At 65.2% G+C, this 25,486-nt stretch carries 18 protein-coding genes; 12 read left to right on the top strand and 6 right to left on the bottom strand.

Features of this window, described 5'->3' with window-relative positions; genetic code table 11:
* Positions 1–5 precede the first annotated feature (5 nt).
* Positions 6–1,745 carry a DUF1800 domain-containing protein gene (locus BXA07_RS23840; protein ID WP_076571539.1) on the bottom strand — a complete coding sequence of 580 codons (1,740 nt, stop codon included), beginning with the start codon at positions 1,743–1,745 and terminating at the stop codon, positions 6–8.
* A 74-nt stretch (positions 1,746–1,819) separates the two neighbouring features.
* Positions 1,820–2,101, bottom strand: coding sequence for a hypothetical protein (locus BXA07_RS30395; RefSeq protein WP_139335732.1), 282 nt, complete (start codon positions 2,099–2,101; stop codon positions 1,820–1,822).
* A 54-nt stretch (positions 2,102–2,155) separates the two neighbouring features.
* Between BXA07_RS30395 and BXA07_RS23835 the strand changes: the two genes are divergently transcribed.
* The 8 genes from BXA07_RS23835 to BXA07_RS23795 all read left to right on the top strand — a co-directional run bounded on the left by BXA07_RS23835 (position 2,156) and on the right by BXA07_RS23795 (position 10,309).
* Entirely contained in the window at positions 2,156–2,725 is a 570-nt protein-coding gene (locus BXA07_RS23835) for a hypothetical protein (RefSeq protein ID WP_076571538.1), read from the top strand.
* Between the two features lie 63 nt (positions 2,726–2,788).
* On the top strand, positions 2,789–3,508 hold the full coding sequence (locus BXA07_RS23830) for a hypothetical protein (protein ID WP_076571536.1): 720 nt from the start codon (positions 2,789–2,791) through the stop codon (positions 3,506–3,508).
* A 4-nt stretch (positions 3,509–3,512) separates the two neighbouring features.
* On the top strand, positions 3,513–4,868 hold the full coding sequence (locus BXA07_RS23825) for a hypothetical protein (protein WP_076571535.1): 1,356 nt from the start codon (positions 3,513–3,515) through the stop codon (positions 4,866–4,868).
* A 10-nt stretch (positions 4,869–4,878) separates the two neighbouring features.
* Positions 4,879–7,029 carry an 8-amino-7-oxononanoate synthase gene (locus tag BXA07_RS23815; protein ID WP_139335731.1) on the top strand — a complete coding sequence of 717 codons (2,151 nt, stop codon included), beginning with the start codon at positions 4,879–4,881 and terminating at the stop codon, positions 7,027–7,029.
* 20 nt (positions 7,030–7,049) lie between these two features.
* Entirely contained in the window at positions 7,050–8,081 is a 1,032-nt protein-coding gene (locus BXA07_RS23810; protein ID WP_076571529.1) for an aminotransferase class I/II-fold pyridoxal phosphate-dependent enzyme, read from the top strand.
* A complete protein-coding gene (locus BXA07_RS23805) occupies positions 8,065–8,886 on the top strand; it encodes a hypothetical protein (RefSeq protein ID WP_076571528.1) in 822 nt (273 codons plus the stop codon). The genes BXA07_RS23810 and BXA07_RS23805 overlap by 17 nt, the downstream gene beginning before the upstream one ends.
* 21 nt (positions 8,887–8,907) lie before the next feature.
* Positions 8,908–9,558 (top strand): hypothetical protein, encoded by a 651-nt coding sequence (locus BXA07_RS23800; protein ID WP_076571526.1) that lies wholly within the window; start codon positions 8,908–8,910, stop codon positions 9,556–9,558.
* A gap of 16 nt (positions 9,559–9,574) precedes the next feature.
* Positions 9,575–10,309 (top strand): amidohydrolase family protein, encoded by a 735-nt coding sequence (locus tag BXA07_RS23795; protein WP_244556387.1) that lies wholly within the window; start codon positions 9,575–9,577, stop codon positions 10,307–10,309.
* A 6-nt stretch (positions 10,310–10,315) separates the two neighbouring features.
* Here the strand turns inward: BXA07_RS23795 and BXA07_RS23790 are convergent, their stop codons facing one another.
* The 4 genes from BXA07_RS23790 to BXA07_RS23775 all read right to left on the bottom strand — a co-directional run bounded on the left by BXA07_RS23790 (position 10,316) and on the right by BXA07_RS23775 (position 15,766).
* Positions 10,316–11,701 carry a sigma-54-dependent transcriptional regulator gene (locus BXA07_RS23790; protein ID WP_076571522.1) on the bottom strand — a complete coding sequence of 462 codons (1,386 nt, stop codon included), beginning with the start codon at positions 11,699–11,701 and terminating at the stop codon, positions 10,316–10,318.
* Positions 11,702–11,974: 273 nt separating this feature from the next.
* Entirely contained in the window at positions 11,975–14,227 is a 2,253-nt protein-coding gene (locus BXA07_RS23785) for an arginine/lysine/ornithine decarboxylase (protein WP_076571521.1), read from the bottom strand.
* Between the two features lie 238 nt (positions 14,228–14,465).
* Positions 14,466–14,951: a dihydrofolate reductase gene (locus BXA07_RS23780; protein WP_076571519.1), complete on the bottom strand. Its 486-nt coding sequence runs from the start codon at positions 14,949–14,951 to the stop codon at positions 14,466–14,468.
* The gene (locus BXA07_RS23775) at positions 14,948–15,766 is read right to left on the bottom strand and encodes an alpha/beta fold hydrolase (protein WP_076571518.1); all 819 of its coding nucleotides are present in this window, start codon (positions 15,764–15,766) and stop codon (positions 14,948–14,950) included. Before BXA07_RS23775 ends, BXA07_RS23780 begins: the two co-directional genes overlap by 4 nt.
* Positions 15,767–15,937: 171 nt before the next feature.
* Between BXA07_RS23775 and BXA07_RS23770 the strand changes: the two genes are divergently transcribed.
* From BXA07_RS23770 to BXA07_RS23755, 4 genes are all read left to right on the top strand, one after another.
* Positions 15,938–16,513, top strand: coding sequence for a TerD family protein (locus tag BXA07_RS23770; protein WP_076571516.1), 576 nt, complete (start codon positions 15,938–15,940; stop codon positions 16,511–16,513).
* Between the two features lie 98 nt (positions 16,514–16,611).
* On the top strand, positions 16,612–17,865 hold the full coding sequence (locus tag BXA07_RS23765; protein WP_076571515.1) for a TerD family protein: 1,254 nt from the start codon (positions 16,612–16,614) through the stop codon (positions 17,863–17,865).
* 9 nt (positions 17,866–17,874) lie between these two features.
* The gene (locus tag BXA07_RS23760) at positions 17,875–19,200 is read left to right on the top strand and encodes a VWA domain-containing protein (RefSeq protein WP_076571513.1); all 1,326 of its coding nucleotides are present in this window, start codon (positions 17,875–17,877) and stop codon (positions 19,198–19,200) included.
* A 493-nt stretch (positions 19,201–19,693) separates the two neighbouring features.
* On the top strand, positions 19,694–25,468 hold the full coding sequence (locus BXA07_RS23755; protein WP_076571512.1) for a YDG domain-containing protein: 5,775 nt from the start codon (positions 19,694–19,696) through the stop codon (positions 25,466–25,468).
* Positions 25,469–25,486: the final 18 nt, after the last annotated feature.

The following is a 25,486-nucleotide window of genomic DNA, read 5'->3' as shown; positions in this document are numbered from 1 at the left end:
CGCTCTTATTTTTGCACCAGATAGGCCGGCGAGGCCATGGTCAGGAAGATGGCCAGCTTGACGCGGTTGGCCTGCGCTGCCGCCACCTGGGCAGCATTGCTGCCCGTGGCCGCGGGGATGCTGATGCCATTGACGGCGGTCAGGATTTGTCCGCGCAGCCTGGCGGGCATGCTGCCGTGCATCAGCAGCAGATCGATGCGGTCGAGCAGGGCGCCCGTGTCGGCGGCCAGCGCCAGTTCGCGCGTGTAGTCGGGCTTGATTTCGCGGGATTCGCCCACGCCCCTGTCGAGCACGTCCTGCATGTAATTCAGGTAGCCGGTGACTGAGGGCTCAGAGGTGATCTGCAGCTCCGGCGCCACCAGGCCCGCGCTGTCCAGCGCGGAGTTGGGCGGCATGTAAGAAGGGCGGAAGAAGTTGAACACGGACGCGGGATTCAAGGGACCCTGGCCCAGCCCGGTCAATGGGTCATCGAGATAGTAGATACGGTAGCGCGCGTTGGGCGCCTTGGCGTCGAAGGCGCGTATCCAGCCAGCCAGGCGCAGCAGTGGTTCGCGCAGCTTGCCAGTGCGCAAACTCGTCCCGGCGGGGGCCAGCGCTTCCTGGTCGAGCAGCACGGCGCGGATGATGGCTTGCATATCCCCGCGCACGCCATTGCCATTGTTGGCAAAGGCGGCGGCGACCCGGCCCACATAAGCGGGGCTGGGATTGCTGCTGACCAGGCGCTGGATCAGTTGGCGGGCAAAGAATGGCCCCGCGTTCGGATGGTTGAACAGGGTATCGAGCGCCAGTTTCAAGTCCGCCTCGCCGCTGGTGGCGCCAGATATGCTTTGTCCCAGAAAACGCTTCTCTCCGCTGGAATGAAACGCAGGGTAGTTCTGCATCGGTTTCCAGTCGCGGTCGGGATCGGCGACGTTGCCGATGAAGCGGTTGTTGCTCAAATCGGGACCCGCCCAGCTCCAGCCGGTAAACACGCGGGCTAGCCCGACCACATCGTCGCGCGTATAGGTAGCGATGGGCTGGCCTGCAGCCAGCTTCAGGCTGCCATCCGCATTGAGCTGGTACAGGCCGATGGTAAACAGCTGCATCACTTCGCGCGCGAAATTTTCGTCCGGTGCACGTGTCGCCGTTTCTTTCTGGTTGCGCATGTGCGACAGGTACAAGCCCATCATCGGATGCAGGGCCACGTCATTGAGCAGATTGCGGAAGTTGCCGAAAGCGTGCTGTCCCAGCATGTCGTAATAGGCGGCCACGCCACGCACGCGTGGCTGGATGGCGTCGTTTTGCATGGAAATGACAAAGATTTCCGAAAGGGCAAAGGCGATGCGTTGACGCAACTGGTCCTCGCCGCGCATGCTTTGCTGCCAGAACGATTCGTCAAAGCCCCGCGACGTCAGCTTTTCACCTCCGGCCGCTTCGGCCGCCAGCAGTTTGTCGATATACGCGCGGTGCAAGGTTTGCGGCTTGGAAAACTGGGCCTTGAACCAGGCATCGCTGTCGCTGGCGGCCAGCGCATCGATGGCCGCCATATTGGGGCCGAACGTGGCCCGGCCCAGGAAGCGCGATGCTTGCTGGGGCGTGAAGGTGACAGCCTGCGCGGCGGGTGGGGTGGTCAGGGGCGGTGGCGGCACCGACACGTCCGGTTGCTGCACGGCGCCGGTCTGGCTGCCGCTGCCGCCTCCGCCGCAGGCGGCAAGCAGGCTCAGTAGTGTCGTGGCCAACAAGCGGCGCAAAGTTGGGTGGTTCATTAGTTTCTCTCGTGCAATCAAAATTTAGCCCGCTAATTGTAGAGCTTGCCTCTCAAAAACCTGTTTCCAATTAACTATTTACGTGCTGACCACGTTTTCATTTGGCGTGTTTTGGCGGCGTGTTGGCGCTTGTTTCGGCGAGGTAGATCGAACTTATTTCTTTGAAAATGGAAAATATTTTCTGGCGGACGTGGCCATTGTGGCGGATAGGCGACGTAATGATTCCCGCAAATTAAGCTTGCCGAAAAGCTCATCTTGACAACGAAACCCGCTTCGCCGGAAACGCCGGCTTTTACGCCATCGGCGAAACGCCGTTCGCGCCGCCTGGCCGCCGTGCCCGTGAAAATGGCTGGCATAGCCCTTGCGTCAGGGGGGCATGGGCCACAGTGCCGTCTTTGCCGGAGCCTGCCATGACCAGCCGTCTGCTTGCCTATCGTCCCGAAATGGAATTGCCCGCTGCCGCCGGCAGCTTGCCCCTGCAGCACGAGGATGAGCTGGTCCTGGCGGCGCAGCTGCTGGAAGTGCAGGGGCCGCAGGGCTTCGACGCCTTCCTGGCCCGCCAACTGGACGCCACCGTGGCGGGACGCCAGTTGCGCGGCACGCCGCTGGAAAGGCCGCTGCGCCGGCTGCTGGCTCAGGCGCTGGCGCCGATGCTGCCCCTGCATGGCGGCTCGGCGCAGGCGCTCAAGCAGCGCGCCGCGCGCATCTTCGGCATGGAACTGGAGGGACTGAGCCCGGAAGACAAGGAATTCGAACTGGCGCGCCATGTCGTGCATCTGATCGATGCCGTCAACACGCAGCTGGCGCAGGACGGCGCCGCGCGCGGGTCGGCCGCGGCGCGGGCGGAAGCGGCCCTGCTGCAGACGGCGCGCACCTTGGCGCCCGGCTTGCTCAGGCATGCGACGCACCCGCCGGGAGGCAGGCAGGACGGTGGCCGCTGGCGCCGCGAGGGCGGGCACATCGTCGTGCTCGATTGTTAGCCGGGCGGCCAGGGTGGCCGGCACGGTAGTGTCAACCGAGGTGTTAACTTACAGGAGCTCATCATGCATGACATAGATCGTACGACCCTGGAATACGGACAGGAAATGTCGGGTTTTGAAGCGGAACAGTTCGAGTTCGGCCAGGGCGAGTGGAGCGGCGAGGGCGGCTCGAACGCCATGTTTTCCGAGGCCGAGGAGATGGAACTGGCCAATGAACTGCTGTCGGTCAGCAACGAAGCCGAGCTGGAGCAGTTTCTCGGCAATTTCCTGCGCAAGGCCGCCTCCGTGGCGGGCGGCATCATCAAGTCGCCCGTGGGACAAGCCATCGGTGGCGTGCTCAAGGGCGTGGCGAAGAAGGCGATTCCCCTGGCCGGCGGCGCCATCGGCGGCTATTTCGGCGGTCCGCTGGGAGCCAAGATCGGCAGCGGCCTCGCTTCCGCGGCCGGCAGCGCGCTGGGGCTGGAAGGGGAGTCGTCGTCGAACGAAGACCGCGAATTCGAAGGCGCCAGGCAGTTCGTGCGCCTGGCCGCCGACACGGTCAGCCGCGCCGCGCAAGCGCGCGGCAATGGCGACCCGCGCGCCATCGCCCAGGCGGCGGCCGGCGCGGCGGCGCGCCAGTTCGCGCCCGGCTTGCTGGGCCGTGCGGGCGGCCAGATGGCCACGCAGAACGGCAGCGGCGCGGGCGGCATGGCGCCTTCCGGTGCGCGCCCGGTGTCCGGCATGCGCCCCTCCAGCGGCCGCTGGGCCCGCCAGGGCCACAAGATCGTCCTGTACGGCGTCTGACATCATGGCCATCGGCGCATACGCTGCCTGGATGCTGGCGCAGGAGGCGCGCTCGCTGCTGACGCGGCTGGCGCGGCTGGAACCGTTCGCGCTGATCGAGCCGACGGTGCTGGCGGCCGCCCTGATGCCCAGCGCCCAGTCGGCCATCGAAAGCCAGCTGGTGCAGGGCCGGCGCGAATTGCGGCGCATGGTGGCCCAGTTCCAGCACTGGCTGCGGCGCGAAGCCGCCGATGGCGCCAGCATGGCCACCGCCGCCGAGGCGCAGCGCCGCTTCACCTTCCTGCGCCTGAAATTCAACGCCGCGCTGACGCAGTTCGACCTGTTCAACGAAGTCATCACGCAGCGCAGCGAGCACAAGACGGGCGTCTGGCTGGCCGGCCTCGACATTGTTGCCGCCGATGCGCTGGCGCTGCCCGGCGACGTCTACCAGGCGCCGCCCGTGATCTGCTACCTGGACCGGGGGCCGGGCGCGGCCATCCGCCGCGCGCGCACGCGCCTGCCGGGCGGCGGCGACAATCCCGTCGCCATCATCCGCCTGCCGCGCGAACGCATGATAGGCAGCAGCATCGCCTCGTCGCTGGTGCATGAGGTGGGCCACCAGGGCGCGGCGCTGCTGGACCTCGTGGCGTCCCTGCGCCCCGTGCTGCAAGCCATGCAGCACGGCGGCAGCGGCCTGGTTCACGTGTGGCAGCTGTGGGAGCGGTGGATTTCCGAGATCGTGGCCGATTTCTGGTCGCTGGCGCGCGTGGGCGTGGCCGCCACCCTGGGCCTGATCGGCGTGGTCAGCCTGCCGCGCGTGTTTGTCTTCCGTCTCAATATCGACGATCCCCACCCGGTGCCCTGGCTGCGCGTGCGCCTGAGCTGCGCCATGGGGCGGGCCCTGTATCCGCATCCGCAATGGAACCGTCTGGAGCAGCTGTGGCTGTCCTACTACCCGCTGACGGGCTTGCCGCCGGCCAGGCAGCGGCTGCTGGAACAGCTGCAGGCCAGCATGGCTGCGCTCGTGGGCCTGCTGGTGCAGCACCGGCCGCCGGCCTTGCGCGGCGGCTCGCTGGCCGAGGCGATGGCCGTGCACACGCGCCAACCGGCCATGCTGGCGCGGCTGTTCCGCAGCTGGAGCCTGGCGCCGGAGCAGATGTACGCGGCCACGCCGACCCTGGTGTTCGCCGTGCTGGGCCAGGCGCGGGCCAGCGGCACCTTGAGCCCGGAAGATGAAAGCGAGCTGCTGGGGCGGCTGCTGACCCACTGGGCCCTGCGCAGCACCCTGGACACGTCCGAGCTGTGCGCCGATGTCGCGCGGCATGGCCGCCAGCCTGGCAGGTCGCTGCCGCCCCTGGCATCCCGTTTGATTATCCATTGAGGAGAACGACATGAGCAGCAAGATGAGTAGTAAACGCAGAGGGGCGGGCCAGGCGGGTCCGAAACAGCATGGCGGCAGCATCGCCGTCACCGTCCACGAGCACGATAGCGGGACCAGGGTCGTCAATGCCGCCGTCAGCCTGTACCGGGGGCTTGATGCGGATTGTCATAATTTCAACCCCGCCACGTGGCTAGCCGATCCCGCCATGCTGGTGGGCGTGCGCTGGACGGATGGCCATGGCTGCACCGTGTTTGCCGACCTGACGCCGGGCAGCTACGTGGGGGTGTACGGCAATTTCCCCGCCACGGCGCCGCAGTGCGTGACGGTGCAGGCCGGCTGCAGCGCCGTGCTGTGCTTCAAGCCCCAGCTCAATCCGCAGGTGGGGCTGGCGTTTGAGACGCCCGACTGCCATCCCAGCGATTGTCAGTTCGGCAGGGTGGGCGACCGCGCCGTGGCGACCGTCTCGTTTGACGGCGATCAAAGCGCCGACGGGCGCGACCAGGTGCAGGTACTGGCCGCCTCGCCCTGGGTGCCCCTGCGCGGCACGCCGAACGCGTTTTCCACGCCCGTGCGGCGCGCCGGCATGCACCGCTTCGCGGCGCAGATGATGCTGTCGCAGCGTCCCGAACTGCGCGGCGCCTTGCCCGTGCCCGAGGGTCTCAGCCCGAACGCCATGCTGGCCGTGGACGCCGAGTACGAGACGGAAGAGCGCCAGCCGCAGCCGATCTCGGGCAATGTGGGCGTGTCGCTGACGCGCACGGAAACGGAGCCGACGGAAGACTTGCCGCTGTGGACCTTGATACGCAACAGCACCGAGGCCATGTCGTTTACGAATTATCTGCATTTCATGGACAGCCTGTTTTGCGGCGACCTGGCCAATGTGCGCGGCTTCGAGCAGGAGCGCTTCGCCAGGAAGGCCGACATGTTCCAGCAGCTCAAGCAGCGCCGCGCGCTGCCGTTCTCGGACGCCGATTCCTACCGCGTGCTGAAGGTGGCGACGGAAGCGTTCGTGATGGTCAATTGCGGCGTGCTGAACCAGCCGCTGGCTTTCAATCCGGCCGAAGACAACGCCTACCTGGACCGGCGCGACATACCCCAGGGGCGCGACCTGGAAACGGTGCTGCGCAACGATTACCTGGAAAACATCGATGGCTTCCAGACCTTGCCGTATTTGGCAGTGATCCGCCGCAAGCTGCCCGACATTCCCATCAGCATCCCACGGGGCCAGGAGGGCGAGGTCGACCTGTGCTTTGGCATCATCCAGGAAAAGCTGGCCAATCCTTGCCTGCTGGAACTGATCTGGTCGTACTGGCATGAAGAAGGCATGCTGGTGCAGACCATGAACGCCATCACGCAGCGCTTCCAGAACCTGCGCGCGCCCGGCGCCGGCCTCGATCCCCTGTCGAACACGGAAATCGACATGCTGCGCCCCCTGAACAACTTGCTGTGGGGATACACGCAAGATGAACAGCACCGGCTCACCGTGGTGCGCCGCAACTACGAGTACGACCACCATTACGGTGTGCGGCTCGACGGCAAGGCGGTCCAGCATTTCCGGCCGGCCGACAGCCGCTCGAAATTCCTGGAAGCCTTTCATCACCTGCTGCGCCTGCTGACCTCCTTCTACAAGCAGGATGACGACACCACGGTCAAGGCGGATGCCTTTCCCGTGCTGAACGCCCTCAAGGAAATCCATTTGATCCTGTCGCAGGGCGCGCACAACCAGTTCGGCGACTTGCCGTCGACGGCGCGCATCGAGATGCTGATGCAGCAATGGATGCTGGCGCGTCCCGAGTTCCGCGAATTTTTGCCCACGCGCGTGATGGTGGCGTATCCGGAACCGTGGATGGACCGCGTCGACGCCATGAAGAAACTGCAAGGCTGGACGGACACGAGCGTGATGCATTTCCGCAACCTGGCCATCTTCGGCGAGCAATTGCTGCTGTCCGTGCGCTATGGCAACTGGAGCGATATCTATGAACCCACCCAGGCGTTCAACTGGGCGCGTTTCTGGCGCCCGCAGGTGCAGGGCTACATCCACGGGTACCGCGCCGCCACCGGCGTGGATTTGTCCGTCGACAGCAGCGACCCGGTGGTCGAAGCGACCATGCCGTCGGTGCTGCTGCGCCAGCGCCTGAGCCAGCAGCTGCGCAGCGTCTAGGACGGGGGCGGGGCGCGTGCATGCTCGACTTTACCAGTGCCCTCTACCTGGGCATGCGCCATCCGGCGGACCGACTGGCGCCGTGGGACAGCTTGAGCCTGGGCAAGCCGGCGGCGCTGCGCGAGCCGCCCGGTGCGCAAGCGCTGGCAGCGGATCTGGCGGCGCTGCAAGGCTGCGAAGCGGCCTGTCTGTTGCCGTCGACCCTGCACCTGTTCTGGGACCTGTTCGGCATGCTTGCTGGCGAGCGGCTGGTGATCCTCGCCGACGGCGCCAGCTACGCCATCGCGCGCTGGGGCGCCGAGCGGGCGCAGGCCCTGGGCTTGCCGCTGCAAGTGTTTCCATCCGGCGAGGTGGCGTTGCTGCGGCGCCTGGCGGCGGGCTGGAGGCACAGGACGGGCCGGCGCCCGCTGATCCTGGCCGATGGCTATGTGCCCGGCAGCGACAGGGCGCCGCCGTTGGCCGCCTATGCTGCCATCGCGCAGCAGGGCGGCGGCCATGTGCTGCTCGACGACACGCAAGTGCTCGGTGTGTCGGGGGCGCAGGGGGGCGGTTCGGCGCGCCTGCATGGCTTGCAAGGCGAGGCGCTGATCATCGGCGCTTCGCTGGCCAAGGGCTTTGGCGTGCCGCTGGCCGTGCTGGCGGGCAGCCACGGCTTGTTGCGGCGCTTCATGGCGCACAGCCAGACGCGCGTGCACGCCAGCCCGCCGTCGGCGGCCGTGCTGGCGGCGGCGCAGCGGGCCCTGGTCCTCAATGCGCGGCAGGGTGACGCCCTGCGCGCCAGACTGGCGGCCCGGGTGGCGCAGTGGCGCGCCGGCATGGAGGCGGCCGGCATCGCCAGCCGGGGCGGCAGCTTCCCCGTGCAGCGCCTGCCAGGCTGCGGCCACTTGCAGGACGCCTTGCGGCAAGCGGGCGTGCTGGCGCTGGCGCAGGCGGATGGACAGGCAGGGACATTGACATTTTTGCTGCGGGCCGACCAGACGCCCGGGGAACTGGAGCAGGCGATGGGCTTGCTCGAACATCACATCAGGAGGCGATATGAACGACACATTTGAACTGTTGCCCTTCGCGGGGCAGGTGGCGGGAGAGGCTGCCCCGGAGCAGCAGTGGTCGCAGGAGTGGCAGGGAGAAGAGGGCGAATGGGAAGGCGAGCGCTGGCGTCCGGGCGGGCCGCGCCATGGCGGCGCCCTGCGCGCGCGGCCGCCCTTGCGCGGGCCGCGCCGCCCCATGCCGCCCCGCTACCAGGCGCATCCGGCACGCCGGCCGCCGCGCTACGTGCCCCATCCCTTGCCCTACCTGCCGCCGCGCTACCGGGGCTGGGGCGGCTATGCGCCCATCTACCCGGCCCTGTATCCGTCCGCCTATGCCGTGCCGGAACCGGCGTTCGGCGACGGGCAGGGTCTGGATCAGGGACAGGACCAGGCTGCGGACCAGGGGCCGGACGAGGACCAGCAGCAGGGCGAGATCCCGCCCACCCTGGCCGGCACCATGGGACGCGTGCCGGAAGCGGCCGCCCTCAATTACCTGGCGCTGGGCACGCTGGCCAATGCCTTGCGCGACCCGAATGGCCGGGGGCCGGGCCTGTATGTGATCGAGTTCGATGCGGGCGGGCGGCGCCGCGCCTACAGCGGCCAGACGGACGAGCTGCACCGGCGCCTGCTGCAGCACCGGCTGTGCGGCCAGATGATGGGGGTGGACCTGAGCGGGCACCAGGTGTATGTGGCGCCCCTGTCGTCGGCGGCCCAGCGGCGCCGCATCGAGCAGCGCATCCACGACGACATGTTTGCCCACCAGCGCGGTGTGCTGACCAACCAGCGGCGCGAACTGGAACTGGCCGTGCTCGGTGAAATGTGGACCTAGACTACTGCGAAGGAGAGCATCATGCACCAACTCGAATGCGCATGCGCGCAGTGCCGGCAGCGGGCCGGCGCCGCGTTTGAGGTGCTGGAGTTCGGCCAGGACTGGCCCGGCAAGGGCACGGCGCCGGCCGTCTTCGGCGAAGAGGAAGAATTGCAGCTGGCCATGGAATTGCTGGAAGTGTCCAGCGAGGAGGAACTCGAGCAATTTCTCGGCAATGTCTTCAAGAGCGTGTGGAAGGGCGTCAAGAAGGTGGGCTCGACTATCGCCAAGGCGGCCCAGCCCCTGGGCGGCGCCTTGAAGGCCGTGGCGAAGACGGCCTTGCCCTTCGTCGGCGGCGCCCTCGGTTCGATGATACCGATACCGGGCGTGGGCACGGCGCTCGGTTCGGCCCTGGGGCGCGCCGCCAGCAGCGCGCTGGAACAGGAAATGGCAAGCGCGGCGCCGGGCGACCGCGAACTGGCCATGGCGCGCCGCTTCGTGCGCATCGCGGGGCAGGCGGCGCGCCTGGCGGCCGAGGGCGACGGCAGCCCGCGCGCCGTGGAAAGCGCGCTGACGCAGGCCATGCACCAGCAGTTGCCGCATTTCCGCTCGCCTGCGCCGCAGCAGGACGAGGAGAGCGGGCGCTGGCGCCGGCGCGGCAACCGCATCGTCGTCATGGGCGACTGGAACTGAGCGCAGGGAGGCGGGCATGGCGCTGGTCATCGATAGTCACTGCCATGCGGGGCCAGGCGACGGCCTGAGCGGGCCGTGGGACAGCGATGCGCCGCTGCACGCCTATCTGCGCCGGGCCCAGGCGGCCGGCATCGCCCGCAGCGTGCTGTTCGCCACCTTTCACTCCGATTATGCGATCGCCAATCACGGCGTGGCGCGCCTGGTCGCTGCCGATCCGCAGCGTTTTTACGGCTTTGCCTTCGTGCATGCGCGGCGCGACCGGGGCCGCATCCTGGACTTGCTGCGCACGGCCGTCGAGCGCTACGGCTTTGTCGGCATCAAGGCGCACCGCTTGGACGCGCGCATCAGCGGCGAAGTGTGCGACGCGGCCCGCTTCTTCGGCTTGCCCGTGCTGTACGACCCGGCGGGCGAGGTGGCCGTGGCCGAACTGCTGGCGCAACAGTATCCCGACGTCAACTTCATCCTGCCCCATCTGGGCAGTTTCGGCGACGACTGGGCGGCGCAACTGGCGCTGATCGACCACCTTGTGCGCCACGCGAACATCTACACGGACAGTTCCGGCGTGCGCCGCTACGACTTGCTGGAACAGGCCGTGCACCGCGCGGGACCGCACAAGGTCTTGTTCGGCTCGGATGGCCCCTGGCTGCATCCGGGGCTGGAATTGCACAAGATACGCTTGCTGGGATTGCCGCCGGCCGACGCGGCGCTCATTATGGGCGGGAATTTTCTGCGCCTGGCGGGGCTGGCTTGATGTTTATCAAGGCGCAGCCGGCGAGGCCGGCGCGGCGGCCGCAGCCGCTTGCGCCGCGCAGATGGCCGCCTTGCGGCGTATCTGCAGGGCGCGGTCCGTCACGCCCAGGCGGGCGGCGGCGCGCTGGTTGTTGCCGTGTTCTTCCGCCAGCACCAGGCGGATGGCCGTGTCCGTGGCGCAGCGCGTGATGTGCGACAGGTTCAGGCCCAGATGCAGGGCACGCCGCACGGCCGCCTCGAAATGCCGGTCGGGCCACTGCGGCGCCAGCAGCCGTTCTTCGGGCGGCAGGGCGCCGATGGTGATGGGGCCGGGGCCGCAATGGCGGTGCCAGATGCGCGTGACGGTCTGGCGCAGCTCGCGCACATTGCCCGGATAGTCGCGCAGCAGCAGGTATTCGCGCACGGCGGCGTCCAGCGGCGGCGCGGGGCGCTGTGCCAGTTCGGCGAAGAAATGCCCGGCCAGGGGCAGGATGTCGTCCTGGCGGTCGCGCAGGGGCGGCGTCTGGCAACGCCAGCCGGCGATGCGGTAATACAGGTCGGCGCGGAAGGCGCCGCGCGCCACTTCGTCTTCCAGCTCGCGGTTGGTGGCGCAGACGAGGCGAAATTGCGTCGGCTGCCAGGTATTGCCGCCCACGCGCTTGTATTTGCGCTCCTGGATGGCGCGCAGCAGCTGCGCCTGCAGCGGCAGCGGCAATTCGCCCACTTCGTCGAGGAAGAGCACGCCGCCGTCGGCCAGGGCGAAAGCGCCGTCGCGCGCGGCCGCCGCGCCCGTGAACGCGCCCCGTTCATGGCCGAACAGTTCGCTGCCGGCCAGTTCCGGCGACACGGTGGTGCAGTCGAGGATGGTGAAGTCGCCGCTGCAGTTACTGAGGCGGTGGACCAGTTGCGCCAGTAAATCCTTGCCCGTGCCCGTCTCGCCCGTGATCAGCACCGGAGCCTGGCTGAAGGCGGCCATTTCCACCACGCGATGCAGCAGGCCGCGCCAGGGCGCACTGTCTCCGACCAGGTGCCGGCGCACGGCGGCGGACGCCAGCAGTTGCGCCACGGCTTGCCAGCGCTGCAGCCGCGCCAGCACCTGCCCCGCATCGACGGCGCCGTCCGGCCAAGGCAGCACGTCGAGCGCCCCGGCCGCCATCAGGGCGCGCTGCTGCGCGCAGCTGGGGGGCCGGCCGCAGGCGGCGATGGCCAGCACGCGGGCATGGCGGCACAGGGCCGGCAGCGCTTGCAGCAGCGCGCTATCGGCCTCGGCAAACAGCACGATGCCTGCACCGTCCTCATCGCCATCGTGCCGCCGGGCTATAGTTACCTGAGCCTGCTTCAAGGCCGCCACCAGCAAGGCGCCACTGCCAGCCGCCGCCTGCTGCACCACTTCCAGCCACACCTTGAGCGTCATATGCCAGCCATCACGAGGGCACCAGTCGCCTATCTTAGAAGTCCGATACCCCAGCCGTTTGATCTGGCGCAAGCGTGCGCGGGAGGCCCACAATGAAAAACGCCGCCTGATTCGCATCAGGCGGCGCCATTTTAATGAAGTTCAACGAACGTCACGACGGTTCATCCAATCGTAGCGAGCGGGAGCGAATTGTGGCCGAGAAGCGCAACCGTACTCTAGTACGGTGAGCATCGCAGGCCGCAAGTCGCGACGCGCAGTAGATGGGATGAATCGTTACTGACAAACGCAGTCGACGAAGTAACCGCGCTTGCCATCGACTTCGCGTTTCACAAGGCCATGGACATCCGTCTCGAAGCCCGGGAAGCGCTCGTTGAAGTCGCGCGCGAAGCGCAGGTAGTCGACGATGGTCTTGTTGAAGCGCTCGCCCGGGATCAGGAGCGGGATGCCCGGTGGATACGGCGTCAGCAGGATGGACGTGATGCGGCCTTCCAGGTCGTCGATGGCCACGCGCTCGATTTCGCGGTGGGCCATCTTGGCGAAGGCGTCCGACGGCTTCATGGCCGGGATCATGTCCGAGAGATACATTTCCGTCGTCAGGCGGGCCACGTCGTAGGCCTTGTAGAAGTCGTGGATCTGCTGGCACAGGTCGCGCAAGCCCATTTTCTCGTAGAGCGGGTTGGCTGCCGCGAATTCCGGCAGGATGCGCCACATCGGCTGGTTCTTGTCGTAATCGTCCTTGAACTGTTGCAATGCCGTCAACAGGGTATTCCAGCGGCCCTTGGTGATGCCGATGGTAAACATGATGAAGAAGGAGTACAAGCCGCATTTTTCAATGATGACGCCGTGCTCGGCCAGGTATTTGGTGACGATGGACGCGGGGATGCCCGTCTCGCCGAACTGGCCGTCCAGCGACAGGCCCGGGTTGACGATGGTCGCCTTGATCGGGTCGAGCATGTTGAAGCCGGGAGCGAGGTCGCCGAAGCCGTGCCAGTCATCCTCGGCGCGTATCATCCAGTCGGCCTGCTGGCCCATGCCTTCGTCGTTGAAGTTTTCCGGACCCCACACCTGGAACCACCAGTCCTGGCCCCATTCCTGGTCGATCTTCTTCATGGCGCGGCGGAAATCGAGCGCTTCCATGATCGATTCTTCCACCAGGGCCGTGCCGCCCGGCGCTTCCATCATGGCCGCGGCCACGTCGCACGAGGCGATGATGGAATACTGGGGCGACGTCGAGGTGTGCATCAGGTAAGCCTCGTTGAAGGCGTCGCGGTCCAGCTTGACCTTTTCCGATTCGCGCACGAGGATTTGCGAGGCCTGCGACAGGCCGGCCAGCAATTTGTGCGTGGACTGGGTCGAGAAGATCATCGATTCCTTGGCGCGCGGACGGTCCTTGCCGATGGCATGCATGTCCTTGTAGAAATCGTGGAAGGTGGCGTGCGGCAGCCACGCTTCGTCGAAGTGCAGGGTGTCGATCTTGCCGTCGAGCATTTCGCGCAGGGTTTCCACGTTGTAGATCACGCCGTCGTAGGTCGATTGCGTGATGGTCAGGATGCGCGGCTTCTTGTTCTTCGCGGCGCGCGCGAAAGGGTTGGCCTCGATCTTGCGGGCAATGCTTTCCGGCGTGAATTCATGCAGCGGGATGGGGCCGATGATGCCCAGGTGATTGCGCGTCGGCATCAGGAACACGGGAATCGCGCCGCACATGATGATCGAATGCAAGATCGACTTGTGGCAATTGCGGTCGACGACGACGATGTCGCCGGGCGCCACGGTCGAGTGCCACACCATCTTGTTCGAGGTCGAGGTGCCGTTGGTGACAAAATAGCAATGATCGGCATTGAAGATGCGCGCCGCATTGCGCTCGGACGCGGCGACCGGACCCGTATGGTCGAGCAGCTGGCCCAGTTCCTCGACGGCGTTGCAGACGTCGGCGCGCAGCATGTTTTCACCGAAGAACTGGTGGAACATCTGGCCGATCGGCGACTTCAGGAAGGCCACGCCGCCCGAGTGGCCGGGGCAGTGCCACGAATAGGAGCCGTCGTTGGCGTAATGCACCAGGGCGCGGAAGAAGGGCGGCGACAGGCCGTCCAGGTAGGATTTCGCTTCGCGGATGATGTGGCGCGCGACGAATTCCGGCGTATCTTCGAACATGTGGATGAAACCGTGCAGTTCGCGCAGGATATCGTTGGGGATATGGCGCGAGGTGCGCGTTTCGCCATACATATAAATAGGGATGTCGGCGTTCTTGTAGCGGATTTCCTCGACGAAGGCGCGCAGCGACTTCAGGGCGATGTCGGTGTCCTCGACGGAACCGGAGCCGAATTCCTCATCGTCGATCGACAGGACGAAGGCCGACGCGCGCGATTGCTGCTGGGCAAATTGCGACAGGTCGCCGTAGCTGGTCACGCCCAGCACTTCCATGCCTTCTTTTTCCATTGCGGCGGCAAGGGCGCGAATGCCCAGGCCGGACGTATTTTCAGAACGGAAATCCTCGTCAATGATGACGATAGGGAAACGAAATTTCATGCATGTCTCCAAAAAAGCAAGCCGCCCCTGACAGATGTGAAGGGGCGGACTAGGGCGCGACGGTCAGGCGGTGGTACAACCCGGCAGCCGCAGAAAAAAAATAAGAACGGGATTCTCGCAGAAATGCGGCGTCTGCGGGAAAAAAATATCGTACCAAAGCGTCACAAGCTTGCGCTAGCGTGACGCATGGGTGTGACAGGGGTATTACAGCAACATTCTGGCTATCTGCATTACCTTATCAGGCTTTGCGTTCCAGCGTGACAAAGGCGTAAGGCAGGCCGGATTTCTCCGAAACATGGGCTTCACGTGCTGTTTCTTGCCAAACGGCATGATCCACTGCAGGGAAAAACGCGTCGCAGTCAAAGGTCTGGCCGATTTCCGTGATGATCAGACGCTGCGCCAGAGGCAATGCCTGCTGGTAGATTTCCGCGCCGCCGATCACATAGCCTTCGGCGCCGTCCAGCAGGGCGATGGCCGTTTCCAGCGACGACACCGCTTCCACGCCCTCATGGCGCCAGTCGGCATTGCGCGTGATGACGATGTTGCGCCGGTTCGGCAGCGGCCGGCCGATGGAGTCGAAGGTCTTGCGGCCCATGAGGATGGGGTGGCCCGTCGTCAGGCGCTTGAAGTGGGCCAGGTCTTCCGGCAGTTTCCACGGCAGCGTATTGTTGATGCCGATGCCGCCTTGCTGGTCGGTGGCGACGATGATGGTCAAATGGCTCATTGGTTCGGTGAAAAGGGTGGGGGCATGGCCCGATGCCCGCCATTATCGTTGAAATTGCCCGCTGCCTCCAGATGCGCACGCATGGCGTCGGCCAGCGCACCCGGCGCTTCCAGCGGGATCATGTGGCCGGTGTTGTCTTTTAGCAATGTCAGGGTGGCTCGCGGCAGGCGGGCCGCCATGGCGCGCAAATCGTCGGGATGGACGAGCTTGTCGTCTTCGGCACCCACGATCAGCACGGGAAAAGGCAGTTCCGGCAGGCGCGCCATCAGGTCGGGGCGGTCTATGGTGGTGATGAATTGCGCCAGCAGCACGTCCTTGCCCAGGTCCAGGCCCATTTGCCGGATCAGGCCCGTGATGGCGATATCGTCCAGGTGGGAAGGGTGCAGCAGCTCGCGCAGGCGCTGGCGCGTGATGCCCGCGTAGGCGTTGCGCTCCAGCATGGTCACGATGCGCTGGCGCGCGGCAATTTCCTCCGGCAGCAGGCCCTTGGCGGAATTGGCGATCAGAGTCAAGGACTGCACGCGTTGCGGGTGCGCCAGCGCGTGTTCGAGCGCCAGGTAGGCGCCCAGCGAAAAGCCGACCAGATGCGCCTGCGGGGCGCTGTGGCTGGCGATCAGTTGCTGCATCTGGCCGCGCGTGCGGGCCTCGTGCAGGGGAATGTGTTGCAGGTCAATGTTGTCACTTAATAATGGCGCCAAACGCGACCACATGCGTGCATCGCACAGGGTACCGGGGATGCAATCGAGGCGCGTGCGGGTTTCCTGGAGCGGTGTCTGGCTGTTCACGTCGGTCGTGGTAGAGGGGCGGAGCGGCATTATCGGTCATTTTGCGCAAAGCGGCAGGCAGGCCTGCACGCCATGGCACTTTTTTCAATAGTGCGAGGCTGGCAAGACTGCGACATTATGGTAGGCTCATGGCTCGTTTGGCCAGCGCGCCGGCGGAGTACGTTTTATACCGAATGCACACTACTAAATAAAGGAAATACCATGGCGATCAGTCTGCAAAAAGGCGGCAATGTCAACCTGAGCAAGGAAGCTCCCGGCTTGAAGAAAATCGTGATTGGCCTGGGCTGGGACCCGCGCGCCACCGATGGCGCCGCTTTCGACCTGGACGGCAGCGCCTTCCTGCTGAAAACGGACGGCAAGGCCCGTTCCGACGCTGATTTTATTTTTTACAACAACCTGAAGTCGGCTGACGGCTCCATCGTCCACGCGGGCGACAACACGACCGGTGGCGGCGATGGCGACGACGAAAAAATCGCCGTCGACCTGGCCAACGTGCCTGCCGACATCGACAAGATCGCCGTGGCCGTCACGATTCACGATGCGGAAAACCGCAAGCAGAACTTCGGCATGGTGGGCAAGGCCTATATCCGCTGCCTGAACGGCGACAACGGCGCGGAAATCGCCCGCTACGACCTGTCGGAAGACGGCTCGACGGAAGCGGCCATGATCTTCGGCGAAATCTACCGCGCCGGCAGCGAATGGAAATTCAAGGCCATCGGCCAGGGTTTCAAGGGCGGCCTGGGTCCACTCGCCCGTTCCTTTGGTATTAATGCGTAAAAAGCGCGTTGACGCCTGAAAGGGCGTATCTTTGCCGGGCGGTCACGCTGCCCGGTTTTGCTTCTCCTTTGTCTCTCCCTTTTTATCTACCTGATCCCATGGAAAACCTGATCAAGGGGCAGCGCCTGGCGCTGTCCGGCCTCGTCACGGGCAATGTCGTGCAACTGGGCCTCGCCAGTGCCGGCGTGGCGCTCGATTTTGCCTGTTTCGGCCTCGATGCCGCTGGCAAATTGTCCGACGACCGCTACATGACGTTCTTTAACCAGCCGCGCACGCCGTGCGGCGGCGTGGAAACATCGGCGCCGTCCGGCGATGCGGCAGGCTTCGGCTATCAGCTGGACCGTTTGCCTGCTTCCATCGACCGCCTCGTCGTCACGGCCGCCATTGATGGCGCGGCCACCATGGCGCAGCTGGGCAGCGGCTACCTGCGCCTGCTCGACGGCGGGCGCGAACTGGCCCGCTTCGCCTTTGCCGGGTCTGATTTTTCGCAAGAAAAAGCCGTCATGCTGGGCGAGTTCTACCGCAAGGACGGGGGCTGGCGCTTCATGGCCGTGGGCCAGGGCTTCAATGGCGGCCTCGATGCGCTGGTCGCGCATTTCGGCGGCGAAGTGGCGCCGGCGGACGCGGCACCGGCGCCGGCGCCAAAAATTTCCCTGTCGAAAATCTCGCTGACCAAGGCGGGGCAGACGCACAAGGTATCGCTGGAAAAGGGCGCGGGCGCGCCGAGCAAACTGACCGTCAAGGCCACCTGGGTCGATAACGGCGATGGCGATGACGATAACGACGATCTCGACTTGCGCGTCGGTATCCTCTTGCCGAACGGCCAGATGCGCTTCATCCAGGCACCGGACGCGGCCGGCAACTTCGACAGCTTGCCTTTCGTGCGCCACCTGGGCGATGTGGCGGGCGCATCGGGCAAGGAGCCGGCCACGGAAACGGTGGAAGTCAATCCCGCGCTGGCGCAGCATTACGGCGGCACGGTGGGTCTCGTCTTCAGCGTGTATTCGGCGGTGGCCAATGGCGCCGTGTCGGTGGCCTCCATGCGGCCGAAGATGGTCATGCAGTATGGCCAGCAGATCGTCGAGTGCGACTTCGATTTCCGCCTGTCCAAGGCGGCCGGGGACGATACCGTCTACACCTATGTGATCGGCATGGCGCGCGTCACGCCCGACAGCATCATCCTGGAACCGTCCGGCAAGACGTCCGAGCCGGGCAGCGAAGCGACGCCGTGGCTGAGCTGGCAGGGCGAGAACCTGCAGCTGGCCTTCAACGGTCCCGTCGTCTTCAAGGGCGAGGACAAGGAAGACGAAGAAGATTGCAATGCCGATAACCCGCGCCGCTATATTGTCTAGGAGATACTGATGGAAACCTTGTCCAAGGGTCAGCGCCTGCCGCTGGCCAATCTCGTTCCCGACGGCGTGCTGCAGATCGGCGTCGCTGCGCAGGGCCTGGCGCTCGACGTGGCCTGCTTCGGCCTCGATGCGGCGGGCAAATTGTCTGACGAGCGCTACATGACCTTTTTCAACCAGCCGCGCACGCCGTGCGGCGGCGTGGAAGCGCGCGCCGGCAGCGCTGGCGACACGGCCGAGTTTGCCATGCAGCTGGCGCGCCTGCCTGCCGGAATCGACCGTCTCGTCGTGACGGCGTCCATCGATGGCGGCGGCGTGATGTCGCAGCTGCAAGCAGGCCACGTGCGCGTGCTGGCGGGCGGGCGCGAGCTGGCCCGCTTTGCGTTCGCGGGCCTTGATTTTGCGCAAGAAAAAGCCGTCATGCTGGCAGAAATTTACCGCAAGGATGGCGGCTGGCGCTGCATGGCCGTGGGCCAGGGTTTCAATGGGGGACTCGATGCGCTGGTGCGCCACTTCGGTGGCGAAGTCGATCAGGCCGCCCCTGCGCCGGCTTCGGCCGTCATGCAGGCGAAGATCAACCTGGAAAAGCGCGTCGAACGCGAGGCACCGCAACTGGTCAGCCTGGTCAAGCAGGCCGGCGTGTCGCTGCAAAAAGTGGGCCTGTCCGAGCATCGGGCCAAGGTCTGTCTGTGCCTCGATATTTCCGGCTCCATGGGGCGGCTGTACAAAGAGGGGCTGGTGCAGCGCTTTGCCGAGCGCATCCTGGCCCTGGGCTGCAAGTTCGACGACGATGGCGAAATCGACGTCTTTCTCTTTGGCAAGAACGTCCACCATCCGGCACCGATGGCCTTGAGCAACTGCAATACCTACGTAGGCCAGGCCATACAGCGCCATCCGCTGGAAGGCGACACGCGCTATGGCGCCGCCATGCAGGCCATCCGCGCCTTCTACTTCCCGGACGCGGCCGGCGGCGAGCGCACCCGGCGCGTCGCGGCCGAGCTGCCCGTGTACGTGATGTTCGTCACCGATGGCGGCACCAGCGACCAGGCGACGACGGAAAAGCAGCTGCGCTGGGCCAGCAATGAACCCATCTTCTGGCAATTCATGGGCATCGGCAAGGGGCGCAAGTCGAAAAGCAAGTTCCTCGCCGCCTTTGCCGATTCCGACTTCCCGTTCCTGGAAAAGCTCGACGAATTGCAGGGGCGCCTGGTCGATAATGCCAATTACTTTTCCGTCAGCTCGCCCGACGAGCACAGCGACGCAGAACTGTATGATTTATTGATGACGGAATATCCGGGCTGGCTGAAACTGGCGCGGGGCAGCGGCCTGCTGCGCTAGCCAAGATGTTGCAATAATCTGCAGTGGTTCGCTCGGATGATGGCTGCCGATTGACCCTGACTCGGTGCGCTGACATGCGCGCAGACGCCCTGTATCACCGGCTGGCGAGCCGCCCGGCAGTCGTAGCAGGCAATCGAGCGCCGGCAGTGACGCGGGCTTAGGCCGCATCGCACAGGGACAAGAGCAGGGACGCCACTTAACTGTTGCGCAGATACCGCATCCGAGTTGATATAAATCGCAAAAGATTGCTCTAAAGCAGCAATTTATGCGATGCTTGAGCATATCGCATCATCCGAAAGAAGCTGTCATAGACGACAGCCTTCCACATCCGCCCAGACCCGCAGTTGTGCCTGTACGTGTTTTGTCTGCTATTGCCTGGATCTCCCGCCCACATACGTCGAGAGAACTGCGCAAGGCCGCGACAAACTCCTACTATTTTCCGTGTCGCCTCGCTTGGCGGCACGCTGACAAAGCACATTGAATAGAGGGTTGTATGAACCATATCTATCGCGTTGTTTGGAATGCCACGACCGGTTTTTGGCAGGCGGTCTCGGAATTTGCTTCCGGGCGGACAAAATCGACTACATCGCGCACGCGGCGGCGTCAGACGGCAATTGCACTACTGGCAGGCGCTGCGAGTGGTATCGCCGGCGCCGCCGATCTCTTGCCCACGCACGGCCAGCTTGTGACAGGCCAGGCATCGGTGGCCTATGCAGGAAAGACGATGACGGTCAACCAGTCCAGTCAGAAGGCCGTGCTTGACTGGTCATCCTTTTCCATTGGACAAGGTCATGCAGTCAACTTCGTACAGCCTTCCGCCTCATCGGTCGCGCTGAACCGCGTACTGGGCGCCGACCCATCGATTATCCAGGGTGCGCTGAATGCGAATGGCCATGTGTTTTTGGTCAATCCCAACGGCGTGCTGTTCAGTCCTACGGCACAAGTTAACGTAGGCGGCCTGCTGGCGTCCACATTGTCGATGGGCAACGATGATTTTATGGCAGGCCGCTACCAGCTCGCTGGCAAGAGCGCTGGCACGGTCGCGAACCAGGGCACCATCAATGCCACCGCTGGCGGCAACATCGTGCTGGTGGCGGCCCGCGTGCAAAATAGCGGACAGATCGGAGCCGAACGCGGGAACGTCCTGCTCGGCGCCGGCAGCGAAGTGCTGGTCGATTTTGGCGGCACCGTCAAGTTGCAGGTGCAGAAGGGCGCAGTCGATGCGCTGGTTGAAAACGGCGGCGCTATCCGTGCAGACGGCGGCAAGGTGCTGATGACGGCCAAGTCTGCCGATGAACTCACTGGCTCCGTGATCAATAACACGGGCATTGTCCAGGCGCGCACGCTCGCGACGGGCAAGCGGGGCGAGATTTTGCTGCTGGGCGACATGCAGTCCGGCACCTTGCATGCCGGTGGCCTGCTCGACGCCAGCGCGCCGCATGGCGGGAACGGCGGCGATGTCGAGACCTCGGCCGCCCACGTGCAGACGGCGCCAGACCTCGTCGTCAATGCCGGCGCTGCGGCAGGCAAGGGGGGCGACTGGCTTGTCGATCCCTACGATTACACGATCAATCTGGCTGCGGCGAGCACCATTACCGGCGCGCTGAACCAGGGCACGAACGTCACCATAACGACGCAGTCGTCGAACGGCACGGGCGTGACGGGCAGCGGCAGCGGCGACATCACGGTCTCGAGCCCGATCGCCAAGACCACAGGCGGCGATGCCAGCCTGACCTTGCGTGCCGACCGCAACATCGTCGTGGGTGCCGACATCGCGTCGACGTCGGGGAAATTGAACCTGATGTTGTCGGCAGGCAATGCTTCGGGCGCCACGACGGGCGGCGTCAACGTTAACGGCAACCTGTCCTCGAATGGCGGCAATATCCTCATTGGCGGTGCCAACGGCAGCGCGAACGGCGCCATCGCGTATGCGCTTAACACCAGTTCCAGCACCCCCGCCATTACCATCGGCGCCGGCAAAGCCATCGATTCGGCCGGCGGGGATGTCACGATCAATGGTCGCTCGCTCGTCGGCTCAAACAATGGCAGCTACGGCGGCGCGACGGCCGGTGTGTATATCCAGTCGAATGCGACGATCAAGTCTGGCAGTGGCAATCTGCTCATTAACGGCGAAAGCACCGGCGGCATCAAGACGTTTGGCCTGGCATTCCAGGGTGGCTCGAACACCGTGACCACGCTGGCCTCGTCCACCACTGGCGGCACGATGCTGCTGAACGCGGTCAACGCCACGCCCGGCAACTATACGTCTGCCGACCTCAACGCCGGGGCCATTGGCCTGGTCTCATATGGAAGCCGTGCGCAAGTCGTGTTCCAGGGCCCGTCGGTCGCTGGCTGGCTGGTCTATGTCAATGGCGCACCGCAACTGTCGGCCTACACGCAGGCGCCTCAGCTGTCCAGTTGCTCGGTACAGCTGCCCAATTGCGGGACGATGGTGGTTCCGGGCTCCAACAATAGCTATCTTTATGCAACGTATCAAGCCGTCGACATGGCCACGCGCGCGCTGTTCATTACCCAAGCCGGTTCCGGTAGCAAGGTCTACGATGGCAATACAACGACCACCGGCCTGACGTATTCGGCCACCACCGACATTGCCAACTTTTCGGTGTCGAATCTGCTTCCCGCACCCGCCTTTACCACCGGTAGCAAGAACGTCGGCACCTACACCAAGCTCGTGGCCGCATCGACCAACCCCACTAGCTACACGACGGGTGGCGTGACTTATGCGGTTGGGTATTTCAACACGGGCAGCTTTGCCATCACGCAAAAACAGCTGGCGCCTAGCGCCGCCGACAAGGTTTATGACGGCAATACGACGGCTGCCGTGTCATTAGGCGGCGTGATCGCCGGTGACGCCGTCACGGCCAGCGGCACGGGTACTTTTTCCGCCAAGGATGTCGGCACGTACTCCGTCAACATCTCGGGCATTACGCTCGGCGGCGCGGACATGGGCAACTACAGCCTGGCAGGTAACTCAGCCAGCGCTACGGCGCAAATCACTGCCCGCACGGTCACATTCGGCGGCACCAGGACATACGATGGATCGGCTGCTTTCTCAAACCTCATCCTCGGCAATCTGGTCGCCGGCGAAGACCTCGGCGTGAGCGGCGCGACCGCCAACAGCGCTAACGCCGCTTCAGCGCGCTGGATCACGACAGCGTCGCTGCTCAACGGCGTGAGTGGCCTGGCCAGCAATTATCAGTTGCCCAGCCTCGGCGCGGCCAGTGCAAGCAATGCCGTGTTCATTACGCCCAAGGCGCTCACCATCAGCGGCATCAGCGCAAGCAACAAGGTTTACGACGGCAGCACGGCGGCCACGCTGTCGGGGGGGACTTTATCAGGCATGGTCGGTAGCGAGACGCTGAACCTGGGCGGTATTGCTGGTGCGTTTGCAAGCAAGGACGTTGGCACGGGCAAGGCGGTGAGCTTGTCGACGATATCGCTAACGGACGGCACGGGCCTGGCCTCGAATTACACCTACTCCCAGCCTGCAGGCGTCACGGCCGACATCACACCCAAGGCGCTGAGCATCACGGGCGTGGCGGCTGTTAATAAAGTCTATGACGGCGGCACGGCGGCGACGCTGACCGGCGGCACGCTGTCCGGCCTCGTCGGCAATGAAACGCTTGCATTGGGCGCATTGACGGGCGCATTCGCCGACAAGAATGCCGGCAACGGCAAGACGGTGGCCGTGACCGGCGGCCAGCTGGGTGACGGCACGGGCCTGGCGGCGAACTACAGCGTGAACGCACCGGCCAGCGTGACGGCGGCCATTACGCCGAAAGCGCTGAGCATCACGGGCGTGGTGGCATCGGACAAGGTCTATGACGGCGGCACGGCGGCGACGCTGACCGGCGGCACGCTGTCCGGCCTTGTCGGCAATGAAACGCTGGCATTGGGCGCATTGACGGGCGCATTCAGCGACAAGAATGCCGGCAACGGCAAGACCGTGGCCGTGACCGGCGGCCAGCTGGGTGATGGTAGTGGCCTGGCTGCAAACTACAGCGTGAACGCACCGGCCAGCGTGACGGCGGCGATTACGCCGAAGGCGCTGAGCATCACGGGCGTGGCGGCTGGTAATAAAGTCTATGACGGCGGCACGGCGGCGACGCTGACCGGCGGCACGCTGTCCGGCCTCGTCGGCAATGAAACCCTGGCCCTGGGCGCATTGACGGGCGCATTCAGTGACAAAAATGCCGGCAACGGCAAGACGGTGGCCGTGACCGGCGGCCAGCTAGGTGACGGCACGGGCCTGGCGGCAAACTACAGCGTGAACGCACCGGCCAGCGTGACGGCGGCGATTACGCCGAAGGCGCTGAGCATCACGGGCGTGGCGGCATCGGACAAGGTCTATGACGGCGGCACGGCGGCGACGCTGACTGGCGGCACGCTGTCCGGCCTTGTCGGCAATGAAACCCTGGCCCTGGGCGCCCTGACGGGCACTTTTGCCGACAAGAATGCCGGCAACGGCAAGACCGTGGCCGTCAGCGGCGGCCAGCTGGGCGACGGTAGTGGCCTGGCGGCCAACTACAGCGTGAACGCACCGGCCAGCGTGACGGCGGCCATTACGCCGAAGGCGCTGAGCATCTCGGGCGTGGCGGCTGTTAATAAAATCTATGACGGCGGCACGGCGGCCACGCTGACTGGCGGCACGCTGTCCGGCCTCGTCGGCAACGAAACCCTGGCACTGGGCGTGCTGACGGGCACCTTTGCCGACAAGAATGCCGGCAACGGCAAGACGGTGGCCGTGACCGGCGGCCAGCTGGGTGACGGCACGGGCCTGGCGGCAAACTACAGCGTGAACGCACCGGCCAGCGTGACGGCGGCGATTACGCCGAAAGCGCTGAGCATCACGGGCGTGGCGGCTGTTAATAAAGTCTATGACGGCGGCACGGCGGCGACGCTGACCGGCGGCACGCTGTCCGGCCTCGTCGGCAATGAAACGCTGGCCCTGGGCGCATTGACGGGCACCTTCGCCGACAAAAATGCCGGCAACGGCAAGACGGTGGCCGTGACCGGCGGCCAGCTGGGTGATGGTAGTGGCCTGGCGGCCAACTACAGCGTGAACGCACCGGCCAGCGTGACGGCGGCGATTACGCCGAAGGCGCTGAGCATCACGGGCGTGGCGGCTGTTAATAAAGTCTATGACGGCGGCACGGCGGCGACGCTGACCGGCGGCACGCTGTCCGGCCTTGTCGGCAATGAAACGCTGGCCCTGGGCGCATTGACGGGCACCTTCGCCGACAAAAATGCCGGCAACGGCAAGACGGTGGCCGTCAGCGGCGGCCAGCTGGGCGACGGCACGGGCCTGGCGGCCAACTACAGCGTGAACGCACCGGCCAGCGTGACGGCGGCGATTACGCCGAAGGCGCTGAGCATCACGGGCGTGGCGGCTGTTAATAAAGTCTATGACGGCGGCACGGCGGCGACGCTGACCGGCGGCACGCTGTCCGGCCTGGTCGGCAATGAAACCCTGGCACTGGGCGCGCTGACGGGCACCTTTGCCGACAAGAATGCCGGCAACGGCAAGACGGTGGCCGTGACCGGCGGCCAGCTGGGCGACGGCACGGGCCTGGCGGCGAACTACAGCGTGAACGCACCGGCCAGCGTGACGGCGGGCATTACGCCGAAGCTTGTTACCGTCAACGGTCTCGCCGTTGCCGATAAGACGGCCGATGGCACGACGGCGGCAACGATTACGACGCCAGGAACGCTTGCAGGGCTCGTCGCCAACGATATCCTTAAGCTCGATGCTACTTCGGCCTCGGCGAAATTCGCACAGTCAGCGCCCGGCATTGCCATTCCGGTCAGCGTCACAGGTCTCACTTTGACCGGTGCAGATGCAGGCAATTACCTTATCCCCGCGTCAAGTTCGAGCACAGGCAGGATACTGACGGCACCGGCGCAGGCAAATTCACCTGCTACGGCCGCAACGGCGACGATCACGCCGCAGGCGGTTGGTATCGCGTCGTCGTTTGCCGCTCCCACGGTCGGTGGGCTGGCCTATGTCGCCGTGGCTGAAGGGACGACCGCGCCGCAGCCGGCGTCGGCGCAGACTGCCATGAGCGAGGAGGCGGGAGCTAGTCCGGCACCGGTCAGCACCACGCAGCGCCGTCTGGCGTCGACCCAAGGCGCAGGCGCCAACCGTGATGCCAAGTATCTCGATGTGATGGTCGTATCTGGCGGGATCCGCATGCCTGCCAGCGCAAGCAGCGATAACAACAACGCCCCGGCGCCGAATAATCTCTGACCCACCCGGACCATGAGC

Origin of the sequence: Janthinobacterium sp. TND4EL3, from assembly GCF_900156175.1 — a bacterium.
GTDB lineage: Bacteria > Pseudomonadota > Gammaproteobacteria > Burkholderiales > Burkholderiaceae_D > Janthinobacterium.
Note: the sequence above shows the minus strand (reverse complement) of the source record. Positions and strands in the feature narration are given on the sequence as shown.